The sequence below is a fragment of the Paraburkholderia sp. BR10954 genome (assembly GCF_040965775.1).
GTDB classification, from domain to species: Bacteria; Pseudomonadota; Gammaproteobacteria; order Burkholderiales; family Burkholderiaceae; genus Paraburkholderia; species Paraburkholderia youngii.
Window position 1 is genome coordinate 130,299 of the sequence record NZ_JBFRCK010000022.1, and the last position, 25,301, is coordinate 155,599.

Below are 25,301 nucleotides of genomic sequence, written 5' to 3' on the forward strand. Positions count from 1 at the left end.
ATGGAACATCTGACCTTCGACTATCCGGCGCGACGCGCCGTCACGACCCGCGCGCACGTCGGCGTAGTCGGCTCGGGCGATCTGGAAGTGCTGCTGTCGCCCGCCGCCGATGCAGGCGGCTCGGCGCTTGCTGCGCACGTGGTCGTGCGCACCAGCGTCGACGGCTACAGCCACATCTGGAAGAGCGTGCTCGACCGCTTCTTCACGCGCTACGACGGCGCTGCGAACATCGAGATCAACGACTTCGGCGCGACGCCGGGCGTGGTCGCGCTGCGGCTCGCGGAAGCGGTCGAAGCGGCCGAGGAAGGAGACAGCGTATGAGCACGCGCACCAGCATTCACCGCGCACCGCTGCTGCACGAGAGCTTCATCGAACTGCCCGCCCGCGAGCGCGCCCGTTCGCTGCTCGACGCGGGCAGCTTCCGCGAACTGCTCGGACCGTTCGACCGCATCGCGTCGCCGTGGCTGCCCATGCAGGGCATCGTCTGCCAGGCCGACGACGGCTGTGTGATCGCGCGCGGCACGATCGACGGCGAACCGGCTGTGGTCGCGGCGATCGAAGCGGCGTTCCAGGGCGGCAGCATCGGCGAAGTGTCGGGCAGCAAGATCGCCGCGGCGCTCGAGATGGCGCGGCGCGACTGCGAGCGCGGCAAGCTCGTGCGCCCGGTCGTGCTGTTCGAGACCGGCGGCGTGCGGTTGCAGGAAGCGAACCTCGGGCTCGCGGTGATCGCCGAGATTCAGGCGGCGATCGTCGCGCTGCGCCGGCACGTGCCGGTGGTCGGCGTGATCGCGGGGATGGTCGGCTGTTTTGGCGGCATGTCGCTCGCGGCCGCGCTGTGCTCGTATCTGATCGTGACCAGGCAGGGACGGCTCGGCATGAACGGACCCGAAGTGATCGAGCAGGAAGCCGGGATCGAGGAACTCGATGCGAGCGATCGCCGCCGCGTGTGGCAACTGATCGGCGGCGAGCAGCGCGTCGCGAGCGCGCTCGCCGATACCCTGGTTGATGACGATGCCGACGCGGTGCGCGCCGCGGTGCTCGCCGCGTTCGCGCAGGGCGTGCCGGCCGCGCATCGCAGCGAGCGGGTCGACACGTTCCTGCGACGGCTCGGGCGGATCGATCCGGCGAGCGTCACGCCCGAGACAATGCGTGATGTGGACAACCCGCAAGCGGGCGATGCATCGAACAAGGAGCAGGCATGAGCGACACGACACTCACGCGCGGCGCGCGCTGGTTCAACGCACTGGCCGGCGAATCTTTGAGCGCCGCGCCCGTCTGGAGCAGCGATGCGCAGCTCGGCGGCGACACCGCGCGCTTTATCGCGGTCGTGCCCGATGCCGCGAACCGCTTTCCACGCGCGACCAGCAACGTGGTCGGACTTGAACAGGGCTGGCAACTCGCGCGCGCGGTGCGCGAAGTCATGGAGGCGGATCGAGGCGCCAGCACACGCCGCCCGATCGTCGCGATCGTCGATGTGAAAAGCCAGGCGTATGGCTATCGCGAGGAAATGCTCGGCATCCACCTCGCCTGCGCGGCCGCGGTCGACGCCTACGCGAGCGCACGCGACGCCGGCCATCCGGTGATCGCGCTGATCGTCGGTCCGGCGATGTCCGGCGCGTTCCTCGCGCACGGGTATCAGGCGAACCGCATCGTCGCGCTCGACGTGCCCGGCACGATGGTCCACGCGATGGGCAAGGAAGCAGCCGCGCGCGTCACGCGCCGCACGGTCGAAGAACTCGACGAACTCGGCGAGACGATCGTGCCGATGTCGTATTCGATGGCCTCGTTCGCGAAGCTGGGGCTGCTCGATCGGCTGATCGACGGCGTCGACGCGGATGCGCCCGACGCGGCGCAGATCGAGCGCGTGCGCACCGTGCTGGTCGAACAGATTGGCAGCGCGCGCAACGGGGATCGGACGCTCGCGCGTCGGCTGGAATCGGTGGCGGCGCGGCAGACTCGCGCCGCGTCGATCGAGGTGCAGCGGCGTCTTGCCGAACAGTGGGACGCCGTGTGATGCGCGTGTGTGCGGCTGCTCCCTTTCCGACCGCTTGCGCCACGTCGTGCGATGCGCGCTGGCGGCCGCATGATCTGCTGCGCTTGCGACGACTCGATGCGCTCGATGACGAACCCGCGTGGGTCTGCGCTGCGTTCGAACGCGCACCGTACGCGGTCGTGCGACGCGCGCTCGCCGCCGAAGATTTCGTTGCGATCGGCGTGCGCGGCGCAGAGCGAGCGCAGCGTTACGGCACGTGGGCGCATGCGGACGATATCGTCGGCGTCGTAGCGCCGGAGTCCCTGGCGCAGGCGCGACCCGGTCCCGAACGTGATGCATTGCCTTCCTTCGTTGCGCTGAATTCGTTGCAACGTGACCGGAGCGGTCCGCTTTCTGGATTCGCTTGGGGTCCTTCTGGTAGCGCGGGATTCGAACTGGCGACGCATGCTTCCACCGTGAACGAAGCCAGCGATCTCGATCTGTTGATCCGCGTGCCCGAACCGCTGGCGTTGAAGGTCGCGAGTGCTTTGCTCGAGCAACTTCAAACGCTCTCGGCTCGTATCGGTGTGCGCATCGATGCACAACTCGAAACGCCCGCGGGCGGCGTCGCGCTCGCGGAGTGGGCTGCGGGCAAGGCGCGCGTGCTGGCCCGCCACGCGAGCGGTCCCCGCTTGATCGCCAATCCGTGGGCCGAGGTCGCTCAGGATGGCGCTACCTGATGTTCGCGCTTATCTTCCCCGGTCAGGGTGCGCAAAGCGAAGGCTTTCTGAATCGACTGCCGCGGCATCGCGCGGTACAGGACACGTTCGCTGAAGCATCGGACACGCTCGGCGTCGACGTGCTGACGCTCGACTCGCCCGACGCTCTGGACTCGACCGTCGCCGTGCAACTGGGCCTCACGATCGCGGGCGTCGCGATCACGCGCGCGCTCGCCGCTGAAGGTTTGGTGGCGGAAATCAGCGCGGGGCTGTCGGTCGGCGCATATTCGGCAGCGGTCAGTAGCGGCGCCGTCCCGTTTCGCGATGCCTTGATGATGGTGCGGCGGCGCGCCGAATTGATGGAAACCGCTTACCCGTCGGGCTATGGTCTGGCGGCCGTATCCGGCTTGAACGAGCAGCAGGTGGAAACGCTCGTCGCGCAGCAGGCGCAAGAGCAGCGGCAACCCGTTTATATCGGCAACGTCAATGCGCCGCGCCAGATCGTGATGGCCGGCGCGAACGATGCACTCGACCTGTTCATCGAACGGGCACTTGCGGCCGGCGCGCGCAAGGCCACCCGGCTCGCGGTCAGCGTGCCCTCGCATTGCGAGTTGCTCGCGCACGCGAGCGACGAACTGCTGGCGTACTCGCGCGAGTTGCGTTTCGAAACACCGCGCGGCATCTATATCGGCAATCGCGGTGGACGGCCGTTGTATACGGCCGACGCGATCCGCGAAGATCTTGCGACGAACATGCGCTACACCGTGCGCTGGTTCGATGCGCTCACCGTGATGCAGGAAATGGGCGCGCATGTGCTGGTCGAGGCGCCGCCGGGGCAGGTGTTGACGGATATCGTGAGGGAGTATTTTTCGGAGACTAGCGCGCTGGCTGCCAGTGCATGGCCGTTCGACAGACTGGTCGGGACGGTGCGCAGGCGCCTCGAGCGCGGAGCATAAGCGTTTCATATAAATCTTCCGGTTGACCCTGAATGTGTCGGCCGCTGAACAACGCGAGATTCGCCCAGGTGTCTGCCCTAACGCAACGCTGCCACGCCCGAATCGATTTCTCCGCCCGGATATTTCATTTGCATACCTTGCAGAGCCCACTTCGAGCCGGCGGGACGGGTCTCGACCGCATCACCGGGAGCCGAGGGCGCAAAACCATCACAATAAGGCGCGAAACGTGGAGATTCCTGGCCAAATGCGGGGGGACCAACTGCTATCCTTGAAAGAAGTCGACCCGTTCTCGAGCGCACTCCCATGCGCGCGCACTCGGAAAGAGGGATCCATGAGTTGTCCCGCACTATCGCGACATTTTTTGCCCCGTCGTTCCATTGCCGGGCCGCCTGCGACATATGTCGCGTGCACCGCCCTCGAGCGATTGTCCGGCTGCACAGAGCCTTACACAAAACCTGAACCGCAACGCAGTTGAAGCAGCAGGTTCAAATTCAGACTGATCAACTTCCCGCGAATTTATCGGTCTGATGTCACACGTGTAGCAACAGCCGGCATTCTGGAAACGATTTGCGCAGAACTCCGCCTTCGCACCGATATGAGGGAGATATGCATAGACCCATCGACACCGAAACGATTCCGAGCAATGAATTGCAGCAGGTCAAGACGACTTATGCCAAGCTTTGCGAGGACTACCTTGCGCATCGCGCCGATGGTGAATACCGGGACTATGTGCAATCGGTCATTGCCAACGACGCCAGTCTCGATCGTCATGTGCGCGCGTTCGAAATTTATGCCCCGTATATCAAGCGTGGAATGAAAGTGCTCGACTGGGGATGCCGTCACGCCCCAGATTCGTGCATGCTTCGTACGCTCTTCCGGGACATCGAGATTTATGGCTGCGACCTATGCAATGATGGGCAATTCGCGGAATTCCATCAGTACGCCGGGTTATCTTTCGCTGCGCTCGATCATGAATTTCTGCTGCCGTACGAAGACAATCAATTCGATGTGGTGATTGGAAGCGGTGTTCTCGAGCACGTGGCTCGCGAACAAAAAAGCATCGACGAGCTATGGCGCGTGCTGAAAGACAATGGTTTGCTGATAATCACATTTCTACCTAACCGCTTATCGGCAACTGAAAACGCCTGCAGAGTGATGAAGAAGTACACGGGCCATAATCGTCTATACAGTCTCAGCGACGCGAAGCGCCTGTTTCTCAGGTCGGGATTCGTGCTAGAAGAATGCGGCTATCACCAGGTCTTTCCGACTTTCGCAAAAGGCATCAAGGGCGGCGGAGCGCTCAATGCACTGGCCAATATCGGCATGAAGCTGAACCGGCCTTTCGAGCGGATACCGATCGTCAATGCGGTCTCGGCAAATCTGTATTTCATCCTCCGCCGCGTTCATGAGATGTAGCGGTAGGCCGCCGAGCCGACCTACCCCGCCGGATCATTGCGCAACGCCGCGCCGCCCTCCTGTTGCGAAGTCACGAATCCTCGCAGTGCGGGGGTGAGTCGGAAAACGAGCTTCTCGAGTTCCACCACGAGGAAGAACAGGACGCCACCAACAAAGAGCCACCCCCACGCCGACAACGGCAAAGCCTCGGTGTGGAAAACGGCCTGGAACGGGAACGTGTAGGTGAACAGAAGCTGCAACACCACGACCCCGGCGATCCCGTACCACAGATGACGATTGCCCATGTGCGCGCGCACGGTCAGTGACGAATCGAGCAGATACCGGATGTTGAGCAGATAGAACACCTGGCCCAGCGTAATCGCGTTGACCGCGGCCGTGCGCGCCAAATCATCCGACGCCCCGTGCGACTTCATCCAGAAGAAGGTCGATAGCGTATAGAGCACGAGCGCCGCGCCGACGAACAGGATGCGCCAGATGCCGAAACGCGTGACGATCGGGCGGTCGATTGCGCGCGGCGAGCGGCGCATCACGTCGGCCTCGTGCGGCTCGAAAGAAATGGTCAGGCCGAGCGCGACCGAAGTCACCATGTTGACCCACAGGATCTGCGGCGCCGTGATCGGCAGCGTGAAGGCGAACAGGATCGCCACCGCGATCACCGCGCCTTGCGCGATATTGGTCGGCAGCATGAACAGCATCGCCTTCTCGATGTTGTTGTAGACCGTGCGCCCCTCCTTCACAGCCGCGGAAATCGACGCGAAATTGTCGTCGGCGAGGATCATTCCAGCCGCCTCTTTCGTCACCTCGGTGCCCTTGATCCCCATCGCGACGCCGATGTCGGCCTTCTTCAGCGCGGGCGCATCGTTGACGCCGTCGCCCGTCATCGCGACGATCTGCCGATTCGCCTGGATCGCCTTGACGAGCCGCAGCTTGTGCTCGGGACTCGCGCGCGCGAACACGTCGACGCTGCGCACGCATTCCTGCAGCGCCGCGTCGTTCATCGCCTCGATCTCGGCGCCGGACACGGCCGTCTTGCCGTCGCCGATGCCCAGCATTCTTGCGATTGCCGCCGCCGTGATCTTGTGGTCGCCCGTGATCATCGTCACGCGGATGCCCCCGCCGTGGCATTCGCGCACGGCCTCGATCGCCTCTTTGCGCGGCGGGTCCATCAGGCCCACGAGGCCGAGCAATACGAGATTACGCGGCAGGTCCTGCGGCCCGAGTGTCCCTGTGCGCAGACCCGGCTCAGGCAGCCACGCCAGCCCGAGCACGCGCTCGCCTTGCGCGGCGAGCCGATCGCCCTCTCTTGCGAAATGCTCGCGATCGAGCGGGACCGGGCCTTGCGCCGTCTGCTGCCGGTCGCAATGATCGATGATGACCTCTGGCGCGCCCTTGACCAGCAGCATCTCGCCGTCGACCGAGCGGTTCAGCGTCGCCATGAACTTGTGCTCGGACTCGAACGGAATCACGTTGATCCTCGGCGCGGCCGCGGTCTCGGCGGGACGGTCCATGCCCAGCTTGGAAGCGAACGGATAGAGCGCGCCCTCGGTCGGGTCACCCTCTACTTTCCATTTCCCTTCTTCCTCGAAGAGCTCGGCGTCGTTGCACAACAGCGACACACGGCCCATCAGCTTCAGCACGTCCGGCGCGGCGCCGAGCGGCTTGCCATCGGCGCTGACCTCTCCTTCGCTGGCGTAGCCGTCGCCGGTAACGGAATAGCCGGCTTCCGCCGTCACGGCGGATGTCACCATCATCTCCATCAGGGTCAGCGTGCCCGTCTTGTCCGAGCAGATGCGCGAGACGGCGCCCAGCGTTTCGACCGCCGGCAGGCGGCGAATGATGGCGTTGCGCTGCGCCATCCGCTGCACGCCGATGGCGAGCGTGATGGTGATCAGCGCCGGCAGGCCTTCCGGGATCACCGACACCGCAATCCCCACGATGGCCTGGAACAGCTCGACGAACGTCATGTGTCCGAGCCAATGCCCATAGGAGAACAGCAGCACGCTGACAACGGCGATAACCGCCGTGATGACATAGCCGAATTTCTTGATCTGGCGCAGCAGCGGCGTCTCGAGCGCGCTGACTTCGGCGAGCATCTGGTTGATCCGGCCGAGCTCCGTCTGGCTGCCGGTCGTCACCACGACACCGGTTGCCCGGCCCGACAGGACCATCGTGCCGCAGAACGCCATGTTCTCGCGGTCGCCGACCGTCGCTTTGGCGGGCACCGGCGCGGTGCTCTTCTCGGCCGGGAGGGATTCGCCCGTGAGAGCCGCTTCTTCCGTGTGCAGATTCCTCGCGTCGACGAGACGCATGTCCGCCGGGATTTTGTCACCCGATTCCAGTAGCACGATGTCGCCAGGAACGAGTTCATCGGCGGGGATCAAGCGAACCGCTCCACCACGCATCACGCGCGCCTCGGCGGACAGCATGTTGCGAATCGAATCGAGCGCCTTCTCGGCGCGTCCTTCCTGAATGAAGCCGAGCAGCGAGTTGAGAATCACGACGGCAAGAATGACCGTGCCATCGAGCCAAAGGCCCATCATGAACTTGATGAAACCGGCCACGAGCAGCACGTAGATCAGAATGTTGTGGAACTGCATCAGGAAGCGTGCGACCGGCCCTCTCTTCTTGCCCTGCGGCAGGCGGTTCGGCCCATAGGTGGCGAGCCGCCCGGCCGCTTCCGCGGCATCGAGGCCCTGCGCGGGGTCGACGTTGAACTGCCGTTCGATGTCACCGGCCGGCATCGCATGCCACGGCGTCGCACTCTCAACTGAGCTCATCCTCGTGTCTCCCGGTTCCAGTGATTTCGGGTCAGGGGGCCGCTCTCAATGATCCGGATCGTCCCCGGGTTGATCGGGTCACGTCTCGTCCACCGCTTCAGCGTCGAGCTCCTCCCTCGCGGCGGCGAGATCCTTCATCTGCTCTGGCGTCGCTTTCGGATATGCGAGGTCGAGCTTCTCGACGGCCTCGACGATCGCCGCCGCGACGATGAGGCGCGTGAAAGGCTTGTTGTCGGCAGGCACGACGTACCACGGAGCCGCTTCGGAGGCCGTCGCGCGGATCGCCTCTTCATAGGCGTGCATATAGTGGTTCCAGTAGCGACGCTCGCGAACGTCGGATGCGGAAAACTTCCAGTTCTTGTCGGGATTGTCGAGGCGTTCCATGAACCGCTTCTTCTGCTCCCCATACGACAGGTTCAGATAGAACTTGACTATGACCACGCCCTGGCGCGTCAGATACTCTTCGAAGCGCGCGATGTCGGCGAGCCGTTCGTCCCATATGTTGTTGCCGACCCGTACCGGCGGAATCTTCTGCGCACGGAGCAGGTGCTGATGCACGCGCACCACCAGCGCCTCTTCATAGTACGAGCGGTTGAAAATACCGATGTGCCCGCGCTTAGGCACTTTCCTCGAATAGCGCCAAAGGAAGTCGTGCGAGAGTTCCTCATCCGACGGCTGCTTGAACGAGATGACATCGCACCCTTGCGGATTGACGCGCGACATCACGTGCTTGATCGTCCCATCCTTTCCCGCGGCGTCCATGGCCTGGAATACCAGCAGCACGGCCCAGGAATCCTGCGCGTAGAGGATCTCCTGCTCCATCGCGAGCCATTTCGATCCGCGCTGGAGCAGTTGCTGCGCCTCTCCCTTATGCATTTTGAGTCCCAGCGTCTCGCCGGGATCGAAATTCTTCAGGAAGAAATCTTTGCCGCTCGTGACGCGGAACGGATCGGTGTATGCCCGCAGCGCGTTGAGTATTTCCGTGCGAACCATCGCTTGTTTCCCCACGACATCTGCAATCAGTTGCCTCGCAACCGCGGTCGTACTGGTCACAACTCTTTCAGATAATAGGTCACACAAACGGAAACGTGCTCATCGGCAACGTCGCTGCGCACCGGCGTAGCGACGGAAACGGCGAGCTGACGACGACGCCAGCGCCGTCGGCGGCTGCCTCGAGCGCGGTCATCGCGGGTGAGAAATGGTGGCCGGGCGATTCGTCGGGGACCGGCATCCTCGCGAATTCGGCACACTTGTGCCAATACGACAGACCGGCATGGACGATGCCGCGATCGCCGTGCACCGAAGGCAGCGACGCGACCGAATCGAGTCGTTAGCGACTGATGGAAAAGCGGCGCCCCGAAGAACGGGGCGCCGCCGTATGACGCGCTGGAAGACCGCGCCCTAGCCCGGCGCGCGCCCCAACACCTGCGAATCCGACGACGCCGCCGTCGTCGACGGCTCGTCATGCCCGTGCCCATGCCCGGTGGTCGTGACCGCATTGGTGCCGCCGGGCCGACGCACGGACTTCGCATGCCGCTCGATCAAGCGTTGCAGCAAACAGAACGCGCACAGCAGCGCGCCGATCACGATCCGCGTCCACCACGAACTGAGCGTGCCGTCGAACGTAATCAGCGTCTGGATCGTGCCGAGAATGCCGACGCCAAACAGCGAGCCGACCACATAACCGACGCCACCGGTCAGCAGTGTGCCGCCGATCACCGTCGCTGCAATCGCATCCAGCTCCATGCCCTGCCCTTGCAGCCCATAACCCGACAGCACATAGAACGTGAACACGGCGCCGCCGAGCGCCGAACAGAAGCCGCTCAGCGCATACACGCCGACCCGCGTGCGCGCGACCGGCAGCCCCATCAGCAGCGCCGAGCGCGGATTGCCGCCGACCGCATATACGTTGCGTCCGAAGCGCGTGAAATGGGCGACATAGATCGCGGCCGCCAGCGCCACGAGCGCGATCAGCACGTTCGCCGATACCGAACCGACGCCAACATTGAGACGGAACGCGGAGATCGCCTTGAACGTCGGATCGGTGATCGTGATCGACTGCGTCGTGATCAGAAAGCACAGGCCACGCGCGAAGAACATCCCCGCCAGCGTCACGATGAACGCCTGCAGGCGGAAATAGTGAATCAGCGCGCCCTGCACCGCGCCGAACACCGTGCCCATCAACAGCACGATCGGAATGATCAGCCACACCGACACGTGCATGTGCTCGGACAGCACGGCTGCGACGATCGTCGTCAGCGCGACGATCGAGCCCACCGACAGATCAATGCCGCCCGACACGATCACGAACGTCATGCCGATCGCGACGATCAGCAGGAACGCGTTATCGACGAGCAGATCGAGCAGCACCTGCCATGAGAAGAAGCCGGTGTACATCACCGAACCAAAGCCGAATAGCGCGCAGAACAGCAGGACCGTCACCGCGATCGGCAGTGTGCGCGGATCGATCACGCGGGCGAGTGCTTCGAGAAAGCGCGTCATCGTGCCACCCCGCGCGATTTGATGAGCGACGCGCCGAACGACACCGCGAGCGCGCGCGCCGCAGGCGACTGGATCACGCTGACCGCGAGCACGACGGCCGCCTTGACGACGAGCGTCGCTTCCGGCGGCACGCCGATCGAATAGGTCGTGTACGTGAGCGTCTGGATGATCAGCGCACCGAGCACCGTGCCCGCGAAGCTGAAGCGGCCGCCGAGCAGCGACGTGCCGCCGAGCGTCACGGCAAGAATCGCGTCGAGTTCGAGCAGCAGGCCAGCGTTGTTGCCGTCCGCGCTGCGCACGTTCGAGCTGATCAGGATGCCGGCCAGCGCCGCGGTCAAGCCCGAGAAGCTATACACCGCGAACACGATCGCCTTCGAGCGCAAGCCGACGAGTCGGGTCGCGACCGGGTTCACGCCGATCGCCCGAATGAACAGGCCAAGCGCCGTGCCCTCCACCAAAGCGGCGGTCGCCAGCACCGCTACGGTCGCGATCCATACCGAGCACGGCACGCCGAGCCAGTAGCCGCCGCCGACGAACAGATAGCCGGGCGCACCGATCGGGATGATCTGCCCGGCGGTCAGCAGTTGCGCGATGCCGCGGCCGGCGACCATCAGAATCAGCGTCGCGATGATCGGCTGCATGCCGACGAACGCGACGAGCAGCCCGTTCCACATGCCGCTCAAGATGCCGACGACGAGCGCGGCCACGAGCGCCTGCACGATCAGCGCACCGCTCGGCACGGCCTGAGTCGCGAGTATCGTCGCGGCCGCGGCGCCCGCGATCGCGACCACCGCGCCGACCGAGATGTCGATGCCGCGCGTCGCGATCACGAGCGTCATGCCGATCGCGACCAGCACCAGCGGCGCCGCGCGATTCAGAATGTCGATCGGCGCGCCGAACAGGTGACCGTCGAGCGTGCGCAGCGCGAGAAAATGCGGATTGACCAGCAGGTTCAGTCCGCACAGCAACACCAGCGTCACGCATGGCCACAGCAGCGGCCGCTCGACGCCGTCGCGCGCGAACCAGTTCGATAGCTTCATTCGCCGCTCCCTGCGATGAGTCGGTAGATGTTGTCCTCGTTCGATGCCTTGCCGGCCACCTCGGCGATCTTGCGGCGATCGCGCAGCACTGCGACGCGATGGCTGACGCGCAGCACCTCGCTGATCTCCGACGAGATGAACAGGATGGACAGGCCGTTCGCGCACAGCGCGAGCAGCCGGTCCATGATGTCGAACTTCGCGGCGACGTCGATGCCGCGGGTCGGCTCGTCGAGGATCAGCAGTTTCGGATCGGTTGCCAGCCAGCGCGCGAGCAGCGCCTTCTGCTGGTTGCCGCCGGACAGGAGCGCGATCGGCTGCTCGGCGTCGGACGCCTTGATGCCGAGCCGCTCGATCCACGTATCGGCGAGTTCGCGCGCGCGTTGCCGGCTGATCTTGCGCCACCAGCCGCGCCGCGCCTGCAACGCGAGCATGATGTTTTCACGAATCGACAGCTCGGCGACGATGCCCTCCTTCTTGCGGTCTTCCGCGCAATAGCCGATGCCGTGGCGCACCGCGTCGTGCGGCGTGCGCAACCGCACGGGACGCCCTTCGACGAGGATCGTGCCGCTGTCCGCGCGATCCGCGCCGAACAGCAGACGTGCGGTTTCGGTGCGCCCCGAGCCGAGCAGTCCCGCGAGGCCGAGTATCTTGCCGGCGTGCACTTCGAGATCGATCGGCTGTAGCGTGCCGCGACGGCCGACGCCGCGCAGTTCGATGAACGGCTGCTTGGCCGTTGCTTGCTCCGGGTGATCGTGCGCGATCTCCTGCAGATCGTCGGCGGCCTGACCTTCGTGTGCCGCTTCGCGCAGACGCGCGCTCATGCGCTCGTGGCCGACCATCTTCGCGACCAGTTGATCCGCGGACAGATCGCGTGCCAGATATTCACCTTCGCGCTCGCCGTTGCGCATCACCGTGATGCGATCGGAGATCGCGTAGGTCTGCTCGATGAAATGCGTGACGAACAGGATCGCGATGCCCGATTGCTTGAGATGGCGAAGGATTTTGAAAAGCTGCGCGACTTCGCTGTCGTCGAGGCTCGAAGTCGGCTCGTCGAGAATCAGCACGCGCGCATCGACGGACAACGCTCGCGCGATCGCGACCATCTGCTGCACGGCGATCGGATAGGCGTCGAGCGAGCGCGTGACGTCGAGCGACACGTCGAGGCGCGCGAGCGCTTCCTGCGCGCGCCGCTTGATGTCGGGCCAGTCGATCGCGCCGAAGCGACGCGGCTGCCGGCCCGCGAAGATGTTCTCCGCGACCGACAGATTCGGACACAGGTTCACCTCCTGGTACAGCGTGCGCACGCCGGCCGCCTCGGCTTCCTGCGGCGACGCGAACGCGACCACCTTGCCGCCCAGGCGGATCGTGCCGGCATCGGGTGCGAGCACGCCGGTGAGCACGTTGATCAACGTGGATTTGCCGGCGCCGTTCTGGCCCATCAGCGTATGGACCTCGCCGGGAAACAGGCGGAAGTCCACGTGTTGCAGCGCCTTCACGCCCGGAAATGTCTTGCTGACGCCGGAGGTCGCCAGGATCGGTTCGCGCGCGCTCGTGTCATTCTGTTGGCTTCGCGCACCCGGCGACGTGCCGCGCTGCGGCCGGTCCGGCTGAGTCGGTTCGGTAGCGGATTGGGTCATGGACCTCGCTCGATCGGCTATGCATGGTTCGGCAGGCCCCAGCGGCATGCTCCCGCGGACGCAGGCTCCTGAAAAGAGACCGCCCGCTGCAGAAGGAAGCAGCCCGGGCGGTCAGGCACCACTGGAGAAACCTGTTCGATGCGTCCGTACTGCACATCTCCTTCGCGCCGTGGGCCGCGTCGGCCCGGGCGCCTGAACACCGCACACGCCGCGGCACTCGCGCGAGCGATGCCGCGGCGACGTTGCGCGCCGCGTCAGTACTTACGCGACGGCAAAGTTTGCGCAGCGACGCTCATCGGGAAGACAGTCTCCTGAGTCAGGATGCGCTTCGGCAGCGGCTTGCCAGCCACCACGTCTTTCACCGCCGTCATCAGCTGCGGTCCGAGCAGCGGGCTGCACTCGACGTCGACGTTGATCTTGCCGGCGGCCATCGCCTGGAAGCCGCCCTTGGTTGCGTCGAACGAAACCACCACGACGTCCTTGCCCGGATGCATGCCGGCTTCTTCCATCGCCTGGATCGCGCCGAGCGCCATGTCGTCGTTATGAGCATAGACAACGTTGATCTTGTTGCCGTAGGTCTTGATGAACGCTTCCATCACCTGCTTGCCGCCGGCAAGCGTGAAGTCGCCGCTTTGCGACGCGATGATCTTGAACTTCGGATCGCTCTTGATCACTTCGATCAGACCCGAGTGGCGGTCATTCGCCGGCGCGGAGCCGACCGTGCCTTGCAGCTCGGCGATGTTGATCGGACCTTTATCGTTCTTGTAGTTCTCCTCGAGCCACTTGCCGCCGCGTCGTCCTTCTTCGAGGAAGTCCGAGCCGATCATCGTCACGTACAGCGACGGATCCTTTACGTCGATGTTGCGGTCGGTCAGGATCACCGGAATCTTCGCGGCCTTGGCTTCGAGCAGCACCGGTTCCCAGCCCGATTCGACAACCGGCGAGAACGCGATTACGTCGACCTTCTGCGCGATATACGAGCGGATCGCCTTGATCTGGTTTTCCTGCTTCTGCTGCCCGTCGGAGAATTTGAGGTTGATACCGGCTTCCGTCGCTGCCGACTTTACCGATTCGGTATTCGCGGTGCGCCATGCACTTTCCGCACCGACTTGCGCAAAACCGAGCGTTATTTTCTTGTCTTCGGCATGCGCGCCTGGCGTGGCCAGCGTTAGCACTCCGAGACTCGCGGAAAGCGCGAGCGCGCCCAGAGCGCGACACGCGGCACGTCGTGTATTCGCCATGACAGTCTCCAATCGTTGTTGTGTAGACGACCCAGCGGTCAGCCCGGCCCTCGTGGCCCTCACGGCGCATGGATCGTGATGTAGCGTACTGTGCGACGCGTTAACCGTCCAATCATATGATTCGCGCCCTCGATATCAATTTTGGTATAGCGCGCCGATCAGAGCATTGCCGCTCGCTGATTCAGGTCTGCGTGACTCTCGGGGTGACCCAGCGAAACGTCAGATTGATGCGCTCGCCGCTCACGCGCGGCTCCTTCGGCACCCGATGACGCCACTGCGCCTGGGTGTCGCCCTTCATCACGAGCAGGCTGCCGCCCTTCAGCGAGAACGATTGCACGACGCCACTGCGGTTGTGTTGCAGATCGAACCTGCGCGCGACGCCGAGACTTACCGACGCGATCACCGGTTGCTTGCCGAGTTCGGGCTCGCGGTCCGCATGCCACCCCATGCTGTCGGCGCCGCTGCGGTAGCGATTTAGCAGCACGCTGTTAAAACGCGCGCCACTGGTCGCCTCTGCGGCGGCCTTCAGTTCAGCGACGGCGGGCGTCCACGCTTGCGGCACGTTGCGGATGCCCGAGTACACATACACCGCGTCCGGCTCGCCCTGCCAGGCGGTCAGACGCGGCAGTGCAACACGGCCGCCAGGCGTGCCCATGATGTCCTGGCGCCATTGCACTTCGTCGATCAGGCGGGCGAGCAGGCGTTCGGCGTCGGCCGGTGCGAGCCAGTCGGGATACCAGTCGACGTCGGGGGTCGGCAGGTCGTTGAAAAGATCGGTGTTCATCGGAATGCCGGGATGCAAGCGGACGAGTAAGTACCTTGGCTATTATGGCGACGACGGCTCACGCGCTGATTCACCCGCCTTGCTGTTTCATTCGACGCGGCTCTGCGCGTTCCCTCTATTCTTTCGCACGGGTCGCTTCCATGACACTTTCCGATCAGGCGCTCGCGCAGCTCTTTCGCGACGCGCGCACGCACAACGGCTGGCAGAACAAACCGATCGACGACGCCGTGCTGCGCGAGTTGATGGAGCTCGTCCTGCTCGGCCCGACCTCGGCCAATTCGAGTCCAGGCCGCTTCGTGTTCGTCAGGACGCCGGAGGGCAAGGAGAAACTGCGCCCGGCGTTGTCGGCCGGCAATCTCGAGAAAACGATGGCCGCGCCCGTCACGGTGATCGTCGCCATGGACATGGCTTTCTACGAGCAGCTGCCGAAACTGTTTCCGCATGCCGATGCGCGCAGCTGGTTCGTCGGCAACGAGCGGTTGATCGCGAACACGGCGTTTCGCAATTCGACGCTGCAAGGCGGCTATCTGATTCTCGCCGCGCGTGCGCTCGGTCTCGACACCGGGCCGATGTCGGGCTTCGATCAGGCCAAGGTCGACGACGCGTTCTTTGCGGGCACGACGGTGAAGTCGAACTTCCTGATCAATCTTGGCTATGGCGATCCGTCCAGGCTGTTTCCTCGCAGCCCGCGTTTTTCGTTCGACGAAGCGGCGCGGATAGTGTGACGGTGCGATGATGATGGATGGCGCGGCGGGTGTCGCGCCTCGCGTTGAATCGAATCTCGTCAGGTTAGCAGCGCGATATAAAACACCACGGTGCCGATCAACGCGCCGACGAAGCAGAAGCCCTCATCGGCTTCGTCGCCATTCGAGCGCAGCCACGCGCCGACCGCGCCGAACAGGCCCGCGATGCCGAGCGCGACACACACCATCACGACGTCGAACAGCGCGCTTTTGCCGAGTTCGGAGAAATCGATGCCGCGCACGCCGATGTAAAGCGCAATCGCCATCAGCGAAATGCCGACGAGCGGCAGCATCACATGGCTACCCTCGTATCCGACATGATGCGCATGATGAGCATGATGCACGTCGTCCGCGTGATGCCACAGGTGGCCCGGTTTGAGCAGCTTCATGGTGTGCCTCCCCCCCGCCGGTCTTCTCCGGCGACAGAACCAGTCATGGCCGAAGCGCGCTGCGCTGCCCCGGCAACAAGCTGGTTGGTTTCAAGCATACTCCACGCATGAATACCATTCAAAGCCCATTTAATTCGTTTGCGTAGGCATTAAATACGTCGCGCGTGCCCTTGTAAGTATGTGCTGAGCACGGAATGCGCGTGCCCCCGGCGAAGCGCTGTCGTGGCGCGTCCCGGCGCCTTCCGGCGGGCGTCTCGTGCGGTGCGGGAGCATGAATATTGCGGCCACGGCAAGGGACCCAACATGTCGGTAGAATGATTTGCCGCGTTCGCTAACCGTCGCGCACGCAAGCACTGCCCGCCAACGGATCGCCGCCGCGCTGTCCCTGTCATGCCGGCCCCTTTGGCCCCCTTCCCGTCCTGATCATCTTTATGCGACGTTCATCGTTTCTTGTCCGCATCATCCTGATTGGCATCCTGCTGCATATCTACGTTGGTTTGCGCCTGATTCCCGACATGCCGATCGACTCGGCCGGCCGCGGACTGTGCGTGCTGTGGCTCCTGCTGTCGATCTACCTGATCCCGGTCGGCATGATGGCGCGCGGCTTCAAGCGCCAGCCGCTCGGCGACCGGCTCGCGTGGGTTGGCCTGCTCGCGATGGGCTTCTTCTCGTCGCTGCTGGTACTGACGTTCGCGCGCGATCTGATGCTGGCGTCGCTGCTGACGATCGACGCGATCTGGCCGAACACCCTCACGATCGCGCATTGGCGCACCGGCTCGGCCGCGGCGGTGCCGCTGCTCGCGCTGCTGTCGACGCTGATCGGCCTCGTCAACGCGCGCCGTCGCGCGCATGTCGTCACGATCGAAGTACCGATCGACGATCTGCCCGCCGAGCTCGACGGCTTCACGATCGTGCAGATCAGCGATATCCACGTCGGCCCGACGATCAAGGGCCGCTATGTCGACGCGATCGTCGACGCGGTGAACCGGCTCGAGCCGGATCTGATCGCGGTGACGGGCGATGTCGTCGACGGCAGCGTGCCGCAGTTGAGCCGGCATACGCAGCCGCTGTCGCGGCTCGCCGCGCGGCACGGCGCGTTTCTCGTGACCGGCAATCACGAGTACTACTCCGGCGCGAACTCGTGGATCGCTGAATTCCGCCGGCTCGGCTTGCGGGTGCTGCTGAACGAACACGTGATCGTCGATCATGACGGCGCGCGCGCCGTGATCGCCGGCGTCACCGATTACTCGGCGGGTCATCACGACCCCGCGCATCGCAGCGACCCGGTCGCGGCGCTCGCCGGCGCGCCGGGGGACGTGCTGATCAGGGTGCTGCTCGCGCATCAGCCGCGCTCGGCCGAAGCGGCCGCGGCGGCCGGCTTCACGCTGCAGTTGTCGGGTCATACGCACGGTGGTCAGTTCTTTCCGTGGAATTTCTTCGTGCGGCTGCAGCAGCCGTTTACGGCGGGCCTCGCGCGTCTGGACGGACTATGGGTTTATACGAGTCGCGGCACGGGCTATTGGGGTCCGCCCAAACGACTCGGCGCGCCTTCGGAGATCACACGGTTGAGACTCGTACCGGGCGAACCCGATTGAACTCAACATTCGCAGTCCGGAGCAATTAATTGCAGTCTTTCAGCATTAGGGCTATGGCAACACTAAATGCACACTCCGTACCGCTCGCGGCTTGACTGATCTTTGCGCAGCCCCCTAAAATTCGCGCAATTCTTCTAACCGGAATCACGATCTTGGACAGTAGCAGTTGTACGAGCCGAGTATCGATTTGCCCGCTCGCCTGAGTCGCAGGATTTCCGCGTCAGTCTTTTCTGTCGCCGTCCTGCCCTCAGGCTCGATGGCGCACGTCGCTCTCATTTCATTGTCATTCGCGTACTGTCGGTAAAGCACGGCGTGGCTCGATGCCATGCCGATACCGCACGCTCCGGCCGCTGCACTTGTGTGCGCGTACTTCGTCCCGCCGCATGCATTTGCCGTGCACGAGGTAGACGATCTGGTGTTCTCACGCGTAGGCTTCACACTGCGACAGCGCGCACGCCAACCTTTCTGAACGATGACACTCGAATTCTTCCTGCGGCTTCTGACCGCTTTTGCTTGCGGCGTCGCAATCGGCCTCGAACGACAGATGCGCCAGCGCACCGCCGGCCTGCGCACGATCACGCTCGTGGCGAGCGGCGCGTGCCTGTTCGTCACGCTCGGCGTGCTGACCGGCAACGGCGTCAGCGGCATTACGCAGATTGCGGCCTATGTGGTGTCCGGCGTCGGCTTTCTAGGCGGCGGCGTCATCATGCGCGACAAGGGTTCGATCCAGGGGATCAACACCGCGGCGACGCTGTGGTGCTCGGCGGCCGTCGGCGTATTGAGCGGCGCGGGACATTACGGACCGGCGTTCGCCGGCACCGCGGTCGTGCTGCTGGCCAACACCGTACTGCGCGAAGTGAGCCGGATGATCAACCAGACACCGGTTTCAAACGCCGACCTCGTGCGCGAGTACGTGCTGACGATCGTCTGCCGCGAAGCCGACGAGATCCACATTCGCACCGCGATTTCCAACTCGATGTACTCGGCGCCGCTGTCGTTCCAGAGCCTGACCAGCGAGGATGTCGAGGACGAGCCGGCGCGCATTCGCGTGACGGCGACGCTGACGATGCATCCGAAGGATCAATCGAAGCTCGAACAGATGGCCAGCCGCCTGAGCATGGAAAAGAGCGTCTCCAGCGTCAGTTGGACCGCGCGGGAAGCGGAACCGACACCGGAGTGAAGCGCTGTGCACAAGTCTCCTCTGTTCGCGCGCATCGTCTACACTTAGCTTGCAGCAGATTCAGATAGTGTTAATTCCGCGTCCCGAACGTGGACCGTCCCATAACCTTCGACTAAGCTCTGTCACCGTGATTTGTTCACACTCAACCAGGGAGTCTCGAATATGGAACACGGCATCATTGCATGGCTCATCATCGGCGCGATTGCTGGCTGGCTCGCGGGCGTATTGGTCAAGGGTGGCGGCTTCGGCCTGATCGTCGACATCATCGTCGGGATCATCGGGGCGTTCATCGGCGGTTGGCTCGCGGGCGTGCTGCATATCTCGATCGGCAGCGGCTGGATTGCCTCGATCATCACCGCGGTGATCGGCGCGGTCATTCTGCTGTTTATTATCCGGCTCGTGCGACGAGGCTCCTGAGCACAGCATTCGATTTCATCAAGCGCCAGCGGGCTCGTGCCACTGGCGCTTTTTTTATTGCCTGTTTCTGCTGCTTTTATCGCGGCGATTGTGGGCGCTGCGGCCGTTGCGGATCAGGCCGGCAGCATCGAGCCGGTATCGCGCAGCCGCGTATGCCATGCAAACGCCTGATCGAGGCAATGCGGCGTCTGCCCTCCCCAACGCAACGCATCGCGGTAGTAGTCGCGCAACAGTTCGCGATACCGCGGGTGTACGCAATGCTCGATGATCAGCGTCGCACGTTCGCGCGGTGCGAGGCCGCGCAGGTCGGCGAGACCTTGCTCGGTGACGACGACGTCGACGTCGTGTTCGTTGTGGTCGCAATGCGGCACCATCGGCACGATGCTCGAGATGCGGTCGTCCTTCGCGGTCGACTTGGTCGCGAACACCGCGCACGACGCATTGCGCGCAAAGTCGCCCGAGCCGCCGATGCCGTTCATCATGTGCGTGCCGCCGACATGCGTCGAATTGACGTTACCGTAGATATCGAATTCGAGCGCGGTATTGAGCGCGATCAGACCGAGCCGCCGAATCACCTCGGGATGGTTGCTGACTTCCTGCGGACGCAGCACGAGCCGGTCGCGATAGCGCTCGATATCGCCGAACACCTGCGCCTGCCGTGCGGCCGACAACGTGATCGACGCGCCGGACGCGAACGCGACCTTGCCGGCATCCATCAGATCGAACGTCGAATCCTGCAAGACTTCTGAATAGATTTCGAACACATCGAAAGGCGAATCGACGAAGCCCGCCAGCACCGCGTTGGCGATCGTACCGATGCCAGCCTGCAACGGCGGCAACTGCTTCGGCATGCGGCCACGCGTGACTTCGTGCTGGAAAAATTCGATCAAGTGGCCGGCGATCAACGCGGTTTCGCGATCCGCGGGCAGCACGGTGGACGGGCTGTCGGCCATGTCAGTGATCACGATCGCCGCGATTTTCTCCGGCGGAATCTCGATAGCGGGTGTGCCGACGCGATCCTGCGCGCGCACGATCGGCAGCGGCTCGCGATGCGGCCGGCGCCCCGGAATCCAGATGTCGTGCAGGCCTTCGAGCTCGAGTGGCTGCGCAAGATTGATCTCGACGATGACCTTGTCCGCGAGAATCGCGAAGCTCGCCGAATTGCCGACTGAAGTTGTCGGCACGATACCGCCGCTTTCCGTGATCGCGGCGGCCTCGATGATCGCGACATCGAGCTTGCCGAGCTGGTTCGCGCGCAGCATCTCGACGGTCTCGGACAGATGCTGATCGACGAACATCACTTCGCCGCGATTGATTGCGTCGCGCAGCGTCTTGTCCACCTGAAACGGCAAACGGCGCGCGAGCACGTGCGCTTCGGTCAGCATGCGGTCGACGTCATGACCGAGCGAGGCGCCCGTCATCAGCGTGATGCGCAGCGGCTCGCCCAACTGGCGCGCACGCTCGGCAAGCGCGACCGGCACCGCTTTCGCGTCGCCCGCGCGCGTGAAACCGCTTGCGCCAACGCGCATGCCGTCGTGAATCAGAAGCGCCGCGTCGGCGGCCGTGGTGATTTTTCCGCGCAGGGCGGTGCAGCGAATTCGGTCTTCGTACATGAAAGGGAGTCTCTCCATAGTCGCCAGCTCCGTCTACTGGTGCGCACGTCTGCGGTGTGCTTCGCTCAATAGGCGGTAGCCGCACCCGCTGCGGCGTCTCGATCGGACGGCGTCACGAGCAGGTGGTGTGTCGCGTTACAGGTCCGCGACAGGTGTTGCGCGTGAAGCAGCCGGACTCAGCTGCCGAAGAAGATGTTGCAGAAGCTCATCGGGCCAACGCATTCGTCGGCTTTCGCTTTCGGCGCTTGCGCATGCTTGCGCGCGGCACTCTTATCGGCGCGCTGGCTATCCGCTTGCGCAACCGGCTGGTCCGGCGCGGCCGGCGCCGTCTGTGCATAGGCGGCAGCAGCGGTAGACAAAGAACAGGCGATCAGGACCAACTTCAAGACTTTCATCTCATTCTCCAGTGCTTACAACTACTGCGACGCCTACTGCGAGGCAGTGACGGCACTATATGACCGGCATCGACGCTGATTAACGGGGCCGCCCGGAAGAGATCTTTCCATATGGCAGAAGAATTTACGAAGCATTGCTCAGCGACGATTGAACGGCGCGTCTTTGTCGAGCAACGCGCTACGAATGAAGTGCAGACAGCTCAGGATGCGCTGCAGATCGTGACGCCGGTCGCGCTCGGCATGCACGGTCCGCAGCATGTCTTGCGCGAGCCAGGTGGCCGAGCGCACGGTGACGAGTGCGCGTTCGAGCGAGCCCGGACCGGGGCGTTCGAAGAGCCGGGCGAGATCGTCGCAGGTGTGTTCGATCACGCTGCGCCAGCGCGGCTGAAGGATGTCGGCATAATCGGCGCGCGCGGCTTCGTTGCGCAGATCGATGACGGCGTGACCCACTTCGATCGTCGCGAGCATCCAGCGAAGTGCGTCGCGCCGTCGTCGCGAACGACGTGTCAGCAGCACGCGCAGTTGTGAAGTCAGATCGTGCGTGCCCGCCTGGAAACGTCGGTTCAGTCCCGGCAGAGCCTCCTTGCATGCCGATACCGTTTGCGCCCGCAGGTCGCCCATGATCCGGTCGATCAGCCAGCGCATATCGGCGGGAAAGACCACCGCGAATGCAACAGCCGCGAGCAGCATCGACGCGGTCAGCGCAATGCCGTTGTTGATCAGCAGATCAGGCACGTAGCTGACGACGTTATCCGGTCCGGCCAGCAGACAGAAGAACACCGAAAAGCCGATGCCAAACCCCGCTGCGCCGCGACGTGTCGCGATGAATGCGCCGAGTGCGAGCACCGGCGCGAGTGCCGCGCAAAGCAGCGGGAAACCATCGATGTTGGGATACACGTAGCATATGAACACGTAGCCGGTCAGCGTCGCGAGCACCGCGCCGATCGCCATCTGCATGGCCATCCTGGTAGCGCTCGGCGCGGTGGACGTCAACGCACAGACCAGCGTTGCGCCGATCACGGCAAGGCCGCCGCTCGGCCAGTTGGTCACGATCCAGAACGCGCCGGCAATCCCGATGACGACAGCCGAGCGCAGAAACGTGAACAATACGGCGAAGTGGTTTGTGTGGCTGATCGGTCTGCTCGTGCAGTCGCTCTTTTTTGGGCTCGATCCGCGTCGCAGGCTTTGCTGCCGGCTTTCTGATTTGCGCCACAAGCTTGCATAGGTTTGCGAATAATTCATCCATTCGCCCACGAATCGATACAGCAATTCGGCTGCCGTGTCGAAGTCCGCAAGCGATTCCGCGGACGCGGCTTCGAGTGGCCGCCTCGTTTCGCGTACCCGGCGTGGCAGGTTTGCTCGAAAGAGGCGCAGATCGGCTGCTGCGTGCGAGGCTTCGACGTCTGCTTCAACTGGTGCTTGTGCTTCGAACAAGGCTCCCAGTTCGTCGAGGTATGGACCGATGGCCGCGAGTATCGACACTGCTCCGCTCGCGCGCAACCGTTTGAGCAACTGATTCAGCGCATGCAGACGCGCGCATGCATCCATGAATTCGCTATTCAGGCGCGCCAGATGCGCACTGCGCGAGCGCATCGCCGGGTCTTCGAATCCGACGAACGTACGCGTTGCTTCGAAGCCAGCGATTTCGTCGACGAAATCCGCGAACCGCCGTTCGAACTGATGGCGCTCGAGCCCGCGCGCGAGCACATCGACAGCACAGGCAGTAAAATCCGCGTACCTGATCTGAAGGTTACGTCGCAGCGCCAGGCTTGAGCGTTGCGGCAGCAGCAATGCGCTGACCGCGCTCGAACACACGATGCCAACCGCCACTTCCGCCGCGCGCGCGAGTGCTGCGAGGAACAGTCCCTCGGGCGTCGTCACGTTCGGAATGCCGATCAGCGCGGCGGTGTAACCCGCGAGCACGAAACCGTACCATCTGAAATGCCGATACCGGACCGCCGCAGCAATACAGGCGCTCACCCACGCGATCATGCCGAGCATGTACAGTTCCGGCTGCTGGGCGAACAGCCCGACGAGCACGAGCGCGGCCGCGGTCCCTACCGCCGTTCCGAGAATCCGGTAGAAGCTCTTCGCGAGCACCATGCCGCTGAACGGTTGCATCAACACAAAGACCGTCGTCATCGCAATGCGCGGCTGCTGCAAATCGAGCAGCATCGCGATGCCCAGCGCCAGCAGCCCGGCGGTTACCGTCTTCAGCAGATGAAGCCAGGTCAGACCGTCGCTGCTGGCCCAGTCACGCAAGACCCGATTGAGTTTGGCTCGACCGAGTCGTCGCCGCATGACACCGCGCGGACCGAAGAAATCCGACGACGGTTCGATCGCATGATCGGGTTTCATCTGAAAACAGTGCACCCCACGTGGTCGCTGAGAGAGCCTCCGGGCAGAATCGCTGACACCGACAGGCGAGGCGCCGATTGTAGGAGTCACCGTTGCACGCATTAAGACGACGAGTGCAGAACATCTGTTCCAAAACAGACAACAATAGTGCCCCGGGACTGACGGAAAATATGATCCTGGTCATGAAACAGAAGGTTTGATGGACACGCTACAAAATATGCGAGTGTTCGTGCGCGTGGTTGAAGCCGGCAGCTTCACCGCGGCCGCGCAATCGCTCAATTCAACGACCGGCGCGATGTCTCGCGCGGTCTCGGAACTTGAAGCACACCTGCGCACGCGCCTGCTAAATCGATCGACTCGTCGGCTTGCGTTGACCACCGCCGGCGAGCGCTATCTGAAGCGATCGCAGCAGATTCTCGCGGATGTCGATATCGCGGAAGAAGAAGCCAGTTGCGCACACGAGCGACCAACCGGCGCGCTGCGCATGCATAGCTTTGCGAGCATCGGCCAGCACTACGTCCTGCCGGCTATTTCGCGTTATCGCGAGCTTTATCCTGATGTGACTGTCGAGTTGACGCTGTCACAGCGCATGCCCGATCTGTTCGAGGGCAGCGCCGATGTGGCCGTGATCGGCGCGTCGATGCTGCCGAATTCGGACCTCATATCGTTTCCGCTGGGGACGACGTTCAGCATTCTGTGCGCATCGCCGGCTTACGTGCGCGCGCACGGCGCGCCGCAAGAACCGGCTGACCTTGCGCATCACGAGTGTCTGATCCTTCATACGCCGGCGTTCCCGCCACATGAATGGACGCTCGACGGCCCGAACGGCAGTGAGTTGATGGAAGTCGACGGACCCGTGCATGTGAACATCGCGGAATCACTGATCGTGGCGATCCGCGAAGGCATGGGCATCGGCATGGTGCCGCTCTACGCGGCCATTTCCGGGTTGCGCGATGGTACGCTGGTTCGCGTGTTGCCAGAATATACGCTGCAGAAGACGACTGTTTATGCGCTCTATCCGTCGCGCAAATTCATCGATGCAAAGACGCGCACGTGGGTCGAATTCTTGCGCTCGCATCTGCCCAAAGTGATTGCGCGCGACGAAGCGTTGCTTGCCGAGGTGGCGCAAATGGGATGCGTAGATGACTCAGTGCAGATGGGCGGAGTTGTCGTCCCTTTCACTCAGGACATGCGGACACCGGTAGGTCTATGAACTCGCTGCAGCACGCCTGAACTCGCGCGGCGAGCGGATTTCAGGGCTTTATGCGGGTGGCGCTCATTGAAGTGTTCAATACACGAGAGCGCCGTTGGCGCGTCAGGCTTGGCCATATGCGCGACGTAGTTGCCGTCGAAAACTGGCTACTTTCGCCAGTGGCTGGCAACGCCGTCCGGCCACGCGTATTGTTTGCCCTCGGTCGAGCATCTTGCTTTTGATTTCGACGCGTAAACGCAAAAACCCCACCGCTGGGCGGTGGGGTTTCTGGCTTTTGGGGGAGCCTGACGATTACCTACTTTCACACGGGCAATCCGCACTATCATCGGCGTGGAGTCGTTTCACGGTCCTGTT

22 protein-coding genes and 1 pseudogene are annotated in these 25,301 nt (G+C 63.5%); 11 read left to right on the forward strand and 12 right to left on the reverse strand.

Going from position 1 to position 25,301, the window contains the following annotated elements; genetic code table 11:
- The 6 genes from AB4Y34_RS26795 to AB4Y34_RS26820 all read left to right on the forward strand — a co-directional run bounded on the left by AB4Y34_RS26795 (position 1) and on the right by AB4Y34_RS26820 (position 5,063).
- A complete protein-coding gene (locus tag AB4Y34_RS26795; RefSeq protein ID WP_176382746.1) occupies positions 1-321 on the forward strand; it encodes a malonate decarboxylase subunit delta in 321 nt (106 codons plus the stop codon).
- Positions 318-1,202: a biotin-independent malonate decarboxylase subunit beta gene (locus AB4Y34_RS26800; protein WP_368717723.1), complete on the forward strand. Its 885-nt coding sequence runs from the start codon at positions 318-320 to the stop codon at positions 1,200-1,202. Before AB4Y34_RS26795 ends, AB4Y34_RS26800 begins: the two co-directional genes overlap by 4 nt.
- Positions 1,199-2,014, forward strand: a complete 816-nt coding sequence (gene mdcE, locus AB4Y34_RS26805; RefSeq protein ID WP_368717724.1) for a biotin-independent malonate decarboxylase subunit gamma — start codon at positions 1,199-1,201, stop codon at positions 2,012-2,014. The genes AB4Y34_RS26800 and mdcE overlap by 4 nt, the downstream gene beginning before the upstream one ends.
- Positions 2,014-2,712, forward strand: coding sequence for a malonate decarboxylase holo-ACP synthase (locus tag AB4Y34_RS26810; RefSeq protein WP_368717736.1), 699 nt, complete (start codon positions 2,014-2,016; stop codon positions 2,710-2,712). Before mdcE ends, AB4Y34_RS26810 begins: the two co-directional genes overlap by 1 nt.
- Positions 2,712-3,647 carry a malonate decarboxylase subunit epsilon gene (gene mdcH / locus AB4Y34_RS26815; protein ID WP_368717725.1) on the forward strand — a complete coding sequence of 312 codons (936 nt, stop codon included), beginning with the start codon at positions 2,712-2,714 and terminating at the stop codon, positions 3,645-3,647. The genes AB4Y34_RS26810 and mdcH overlap by 1 nt, the downstream gene beginning before the upstream one ends.
- A 606-nt stretch (positions 3,648-4,253) precedes the next feature.
- Positions 4,254-5,063 (forward strand): bifunctional 2-polyprenyl-6-hydroxyphenol methylase/3-demethylubiquinol 3-O-methyltransferase UbiG, encoded by an 810-nt coding sequence (locus AB4Y34_RS26820; RefSeq protein WP_176382742.1) that lies wholly within the window; start codon positions 4,254-4,256, stop codon positions 5,061-5,063.
- Between the two features lie 20 nt (positions 5,064-5,083).
- On the opposite strand, the gene AB4Y34_RS26825 is transcribed toward AB4Y34_RS26820, so the two are convergent.
- The 7 genes from AB4Y34_RS26825 to AB4Y34_RS26855 form a co-directional block, all read right to left on the reverse strand.
- The gene (locus AB4Y34_RS26825) at positions 5,084-7,840 is read right to left on the reverse strand and encodes an HAD-IC family P-type ATPase (protein ID WP_368717726.1); all 2,757 of its coding nucleotides are present in this window, start codon (positions 7,838-7,840) and stop codon (positions 5,084-5,086) included.
- Between the two features lie 78 nt (positions 7,841-7,918).
- On the reverse strand, positions 7,919-8,833 hold the full coding sequence (locus AB4Y34_RS26830; RefSeq protein ID WP_368717727.1) for a polyphosphate kinase 2 family protein: 915 nt from the start codon (positions 8,831-8,833) through the stop codon (positions 7,919-7,921).
- 408 nt (positions 8,834-9,241) lie between these two features.
- Positions 9,242-10,342, reverse strand: a complete 1,101-nt coding sequence (gene yjfF, locus AB4Y34_RS26835; RefSeq protein WP_176105662.1) for a galactofuranose ABC transporter, permease protein YjfF — start codon at positions 10,340-10,342, stop codon at positions 9,242-9,244.
- Complete coding sequence (locus tag AB4Y34_RS26840) at positions 10,339-11,382, reverse strand: ABC transporter permease (protein ID WP_368717728.1); 1,044 nt, start codon at positions 11,380-11,382, stop codon at positions 10,339-10,341. Before AB4Y34_RS26840 ends, yjfF begins: the two co-directional genes overlap by 4 nt.
- Complete coding sequence (locus AB4Y34_RS26845) at positions 11,379-13,019, reverse strand: sugar ABC transporter ATP-binding protein (protein ID WP_368717729.1); 1,641 nt, start codon at positions 13,017-13,019, stop codon at positions 11,379-11,381. Before AB4Y34_RS26845 ends, AB4Y34_RS26840 begins: the two co-directional genes overlap by 4 nt.
- 254 nt (positions 13,020-13,273) lie before the next feature.
- Positions 13,274-14,260 (reverse strand): ABC transporter substrate-binding protein, encoded by a 987-nt coding sequence (locus AB4Y34_RS26850; protein WP_176105659.1) that lies wholly within the window; start codon positions 14,258-14,260, stop codon positions 13,274-13,276.
- 181 nt (positions 14,261-14,441) lie between these two features.
- Entirely contained in the window at positions 14,442-15,044 is a 603-nt protein-coding gene (locus tag AB4Y34_RS26855; protein ID WP_368717730.1) for an alpha-ketoglutarate-dependent dioxygenase AlkB, read from the reverse strand.
- A gap of 140 nt (positions 15,045-15,184) precedes the next feature.
- On the opposite strand from AB4Y34_RS26855, the gene AB4Y34_RS26860 reads away from it, so the two are divergent.
- A complete protein-coding gene (locus AB4Y34_RS26860) occupies positions 15,185-15,769 on the forward strand; it encodes a malonic semialdehyde reductase (protein WP_368717731.1) in 585 nt (194 codons plus the stop codon).
- A gap of 59 nt (positions 15,770-15,828) precedes the next feature.
- Here the strand turns inward: AB4Y34_RS26860 and AB4Y34_RS26865 are convergent, their stop codons facing one another.
- Positions 15,829-16,176, reverse strand: a complete 348-nt coding sequence (locus tag AB4Y34_RS26865; protein ID WP_176382735.1) for a hypothetical protein — start codon at positions 16,174-16,176, stop codon at positions 15,829-15,831.
- 431 nt (positions 16,177-16,607) lie between these two features.
- Here AB4Y34_RS26865 and AB4Y34_RS26870 point away from each other — a divergent pair, with 431 nt between their 5' ends.
- The 3 genes from AB4Y34_RS26870 to AB4Y34_RS26880 all read left to right on the forward strand — a co-directional run bounded on the left by AB4Y34_RS26870 (position 16,608) and on the right by AB4Y34_RS26880 (position 19,368).
- The gene (locus AB4Y34_RS26870) at positions 16,608-17,771 is read left to right on the forward strand and encodes a metallophosphoesterase (RefSeq protein WP_368717732.1); all 1,164 of its coding nucleotides are present in this window, start codon (positions 16,608-16,610) and stop codon (positions 17,769-17,771) included.
- Positions 17,772-18,243: 472 nt separating this feature from the next.
- The gene (locus tag AB4Y34_RS26875; RefSeq protein WP_176105654.1) at positions 18,244-18,951 is read left to right on the forward strand and encodes an MgtC/SapB family protein; all 708 of its coding nucleotides are present in this window, start codon (positions 18,244-18,246) and stop codon (positions 18,949-18,951) included.
- A 162-nt stretch (positions 18,952-19,113) separates the two neighbouring features.
- Entirely contained in the window at positions 19,114-19,368 is a 255-nt protein-coding gene (locus tag AB4Y34_RS26880; RefSeq protein WP_176105653.1) for a GlsB/YeaQ/YmgE family stress response membrane protein, read from the forward strand.
- 113 nt (positions 19,369-19,481) lie between these two features.
- Here the strand turns inward: AB4Y34_RS26880 and AB4Y34_RS26885 are convergent, their stop codons facing one another.
- The 3 genes from AB4Y34_RS26885 to AB4Y34_RS26895 form a co-directional block, all read right to left on the reverse strand.
- Positions 19,482-20,981 (reverse strand): acetyl-CoA hydrolase/transferase family protein, encoded by a 1,500-nt coding sequence (locus AB4Y34_RS26885; RefSeq protein WP_176382836.1) that lies wholly within the window; start codon positions 20,979-20,981, stop codon positions 19,482-19,484.
- A 176-nt stretch (positions 20,982-21,157) separates the two neighbouring features.
- Entirely contained in the window at positions 21,158-21,376 is a 219-nt protein-coding gene (locus AB4Y34_RS26890; RefSeq protein WP_368717733.1) for a hypothetical protein, read from the reverse strand.
- A 138-nt stretch (positions 21,377-21,514) separates the two neighbouring features.
- The gene (locus AB4Y34_RS26895; RefSeq protein ID WP_368717734.1) at positions 21,515-23,734 is read right to left on the reverse strand and encodes an FUSC family protein; all 2,220 of its coding nucleotides are present in this window, start codon (positions 23,732-23,734) and stop codon (positions 21,515-21,517) included.
- Between the two features lie 199 nt (positions 23,735-23,933).
- On the opposite strand from AB4Y34_RS26895, the gene AB4Y34_RS26900 reads away from it, so the two are divergent.
- Positions 23,934-24,947, forward strand: coding sequence for a LysR family transcriptional regulator (locus AB4Y34_RS26900; protein WP_368717735.1), 1,014 nt, complete (start codon positions 23,934-23,936; stop codon positions 24,945-24,947).
- Here AB4Y34_RS26900 and AB4Y34_RS26905 read toward each other — a convergent pair.
- Positions 24,942-25,078, reverse strand: a pseudogene (locus AB4Y34_RS26905) (IS3 family transposase); the annotation flags it as partial. The gene AB4Y34_RS26900 and the pseudogene AB4Y34_RS26905 sit on opposite strands and share 6 nt — an antisense overlap.
- Positions 25,079-25,301 lie beyond the last annotated feature (223 nt).

Excerpts from the sequence above, each read along its gene's own strand:
- AB4Y34_RS26795 (WP_176382746.1), top strand. The coding sequence starts at position 1 with ATGGAACATCTGACCTTCGACTATCCGGCGCGACGCGCCGTCACGACC.
- AB4Y34_RS26800 (WP_368717723.1), top strand. The coding sequence starts at position 318 with ATGAGCACGCGCACCAGCATTCACCGCGCACCGCTGCTGCACGAGAGC.
- mdcE (WP_368717724.1), top strand. The coding sequence starts at position 1,199 with ATGAGCGACACGACACTCACGCGCGGCGCGCGCTGGTTCAACGCACTG.
- AB4Y34_RS26810 (WP_368717736.1), top strand. The coding sequence starts at position 2,014 with ATGCGCGTGTGTGCGGCTGCTCCCTTTCCGACCGCTTGCGCCACGTCG.
- mdcH (WP_368717725.1), top strand. The coding sequence starts at position 2,712 with ATGTTCGCGCTTATCTTCCCCGGTCAGGGTGCGCAAAGCGAAGGCTTT.
- AB4Y34_RS26820 (WP_176382742.1), top strand. The coding sequence starts at position 4,254 with ATGCATAGACCCATCGACACCGAAACGATTCCGAGCAATGAATTGCAG.
- AB4Y34_RS26825 (WP_368717726.1), bottom strand. The coding sequence starts at position 7,840 with ATGAGCTCAGTTGAGAGTGCGACGCCGTGGCATGCGATGCCGGCCGGT.
- AB4Y34_RS26830 (WP_368717727.1), bottom strand. The coding sequence starts at position 8,833 with ATGGTTCGCACGGAAATACTCAACGCGCTGCGGGCATACACCGATCCG.
- yjfF (WP_176105662.1), bottom strand. The coding sequence starts at position 10,342 with ATGACGCGCTTTCTCGAAGCACTCGCCCGCGTGATCGATCCGCGCACA.
- AB4Y34_RS26840 (WP_368717728.1), bottom strand. The coding sequence starts at position 11,382 with ATGAAGCTATCGAACTGGTTCGCGCGCGACGGCGTCGAGCGGCCGCTG.
- AB4Y34_RS26845 (WP_368717729.1), bottom strand. The coding sequence starts at position 13,019 with ATGACCCAATCCGCTACCGAACCGACTCAGCCGGACCGGCCGCAGCGC.
- AB4Y34_RS26850 (WP_176105659.1), bottom strand. The coding sequence starts at position 14,260 with ATGGCGAATACACGACGTGCCGCGTGTCGCGCTCTGGGCGCGCTCGCG.
- AB4Y34_RS26855 (WP_368717730.1), bottom strand. The coding sequence starts at position 15,044 with ATGAACACCGATCTTTTCAACGACCTGCCGACCCCCGACGTCGACTGG.
- AB4Y34_RS26860 (WP_368717731.1), top strand. The coding sequence starts at position 15,185 with ATGACACTTTCCGATCAGGCGCTCGCGCAGCTCTTTCGCGACGCGCGC.
- AB4Y34_RS26865 (WP_176382735.1), bottom strand. The coding sequence starts at position 16,176 with ATGAAGCTGCTCAAACCGGGCCACCTGTGGCATCACGCGGACGACGTG.
- AB4Y34_RS26870 (WP_368717732.1), top strand. The coding sequence starts at position 16,608 with ATGCGACGTTCATCGTTTCTTGTCCGCATCATCCTGATTGGCATCCTG.
- AB4Y34_RS26875 (WP_176105654.1), top strand. The coding sequence starts at position 18,244 with ATGACACTCGAATTCTTCCTGCGGCTTCTGACCGCTTTTGCTTGCGGC.
- AB4Y34_RS26880 (WP_176105653.1), top strand. The coding sequence starts at position 19,114 with ATGGAACACGGCATCATTGCATGGCTCATCATCGGCGCGATTGCTGGC.
- AB4Y34_RS26885 (WP_176382836.1), bottom strand. The coding sequence starts at position 20,981 with ATGTACGAAGACCGAATTCGCTGCACCGCCCTGCGCGGAAAAATCACC.
- AB4Y34_RS26890 (WP_368717733.1), bottom strand. The coding sequence starts at position 21,376 with ATGAAAGTCTTGAAGTTGGTCCTGATCGCCTGTTCTTTGTCTACCGCT.
- AB4Y34_RS26895 (WP_368717734.1), bottom strand. The coding sequence starts at position 23,734 with ATGAAACCCGATCATGCGATCGAACCGTCGTCGGATTTCTTCGGTCCG.
- AB4Y34_RS26900 (WP_368717735.1), top strand. The coding sequence starts at position 23,934 with ATGGACACGCTACAAAATATGCGAGTGTTCGTGCGCGTGGTTGAAGCC.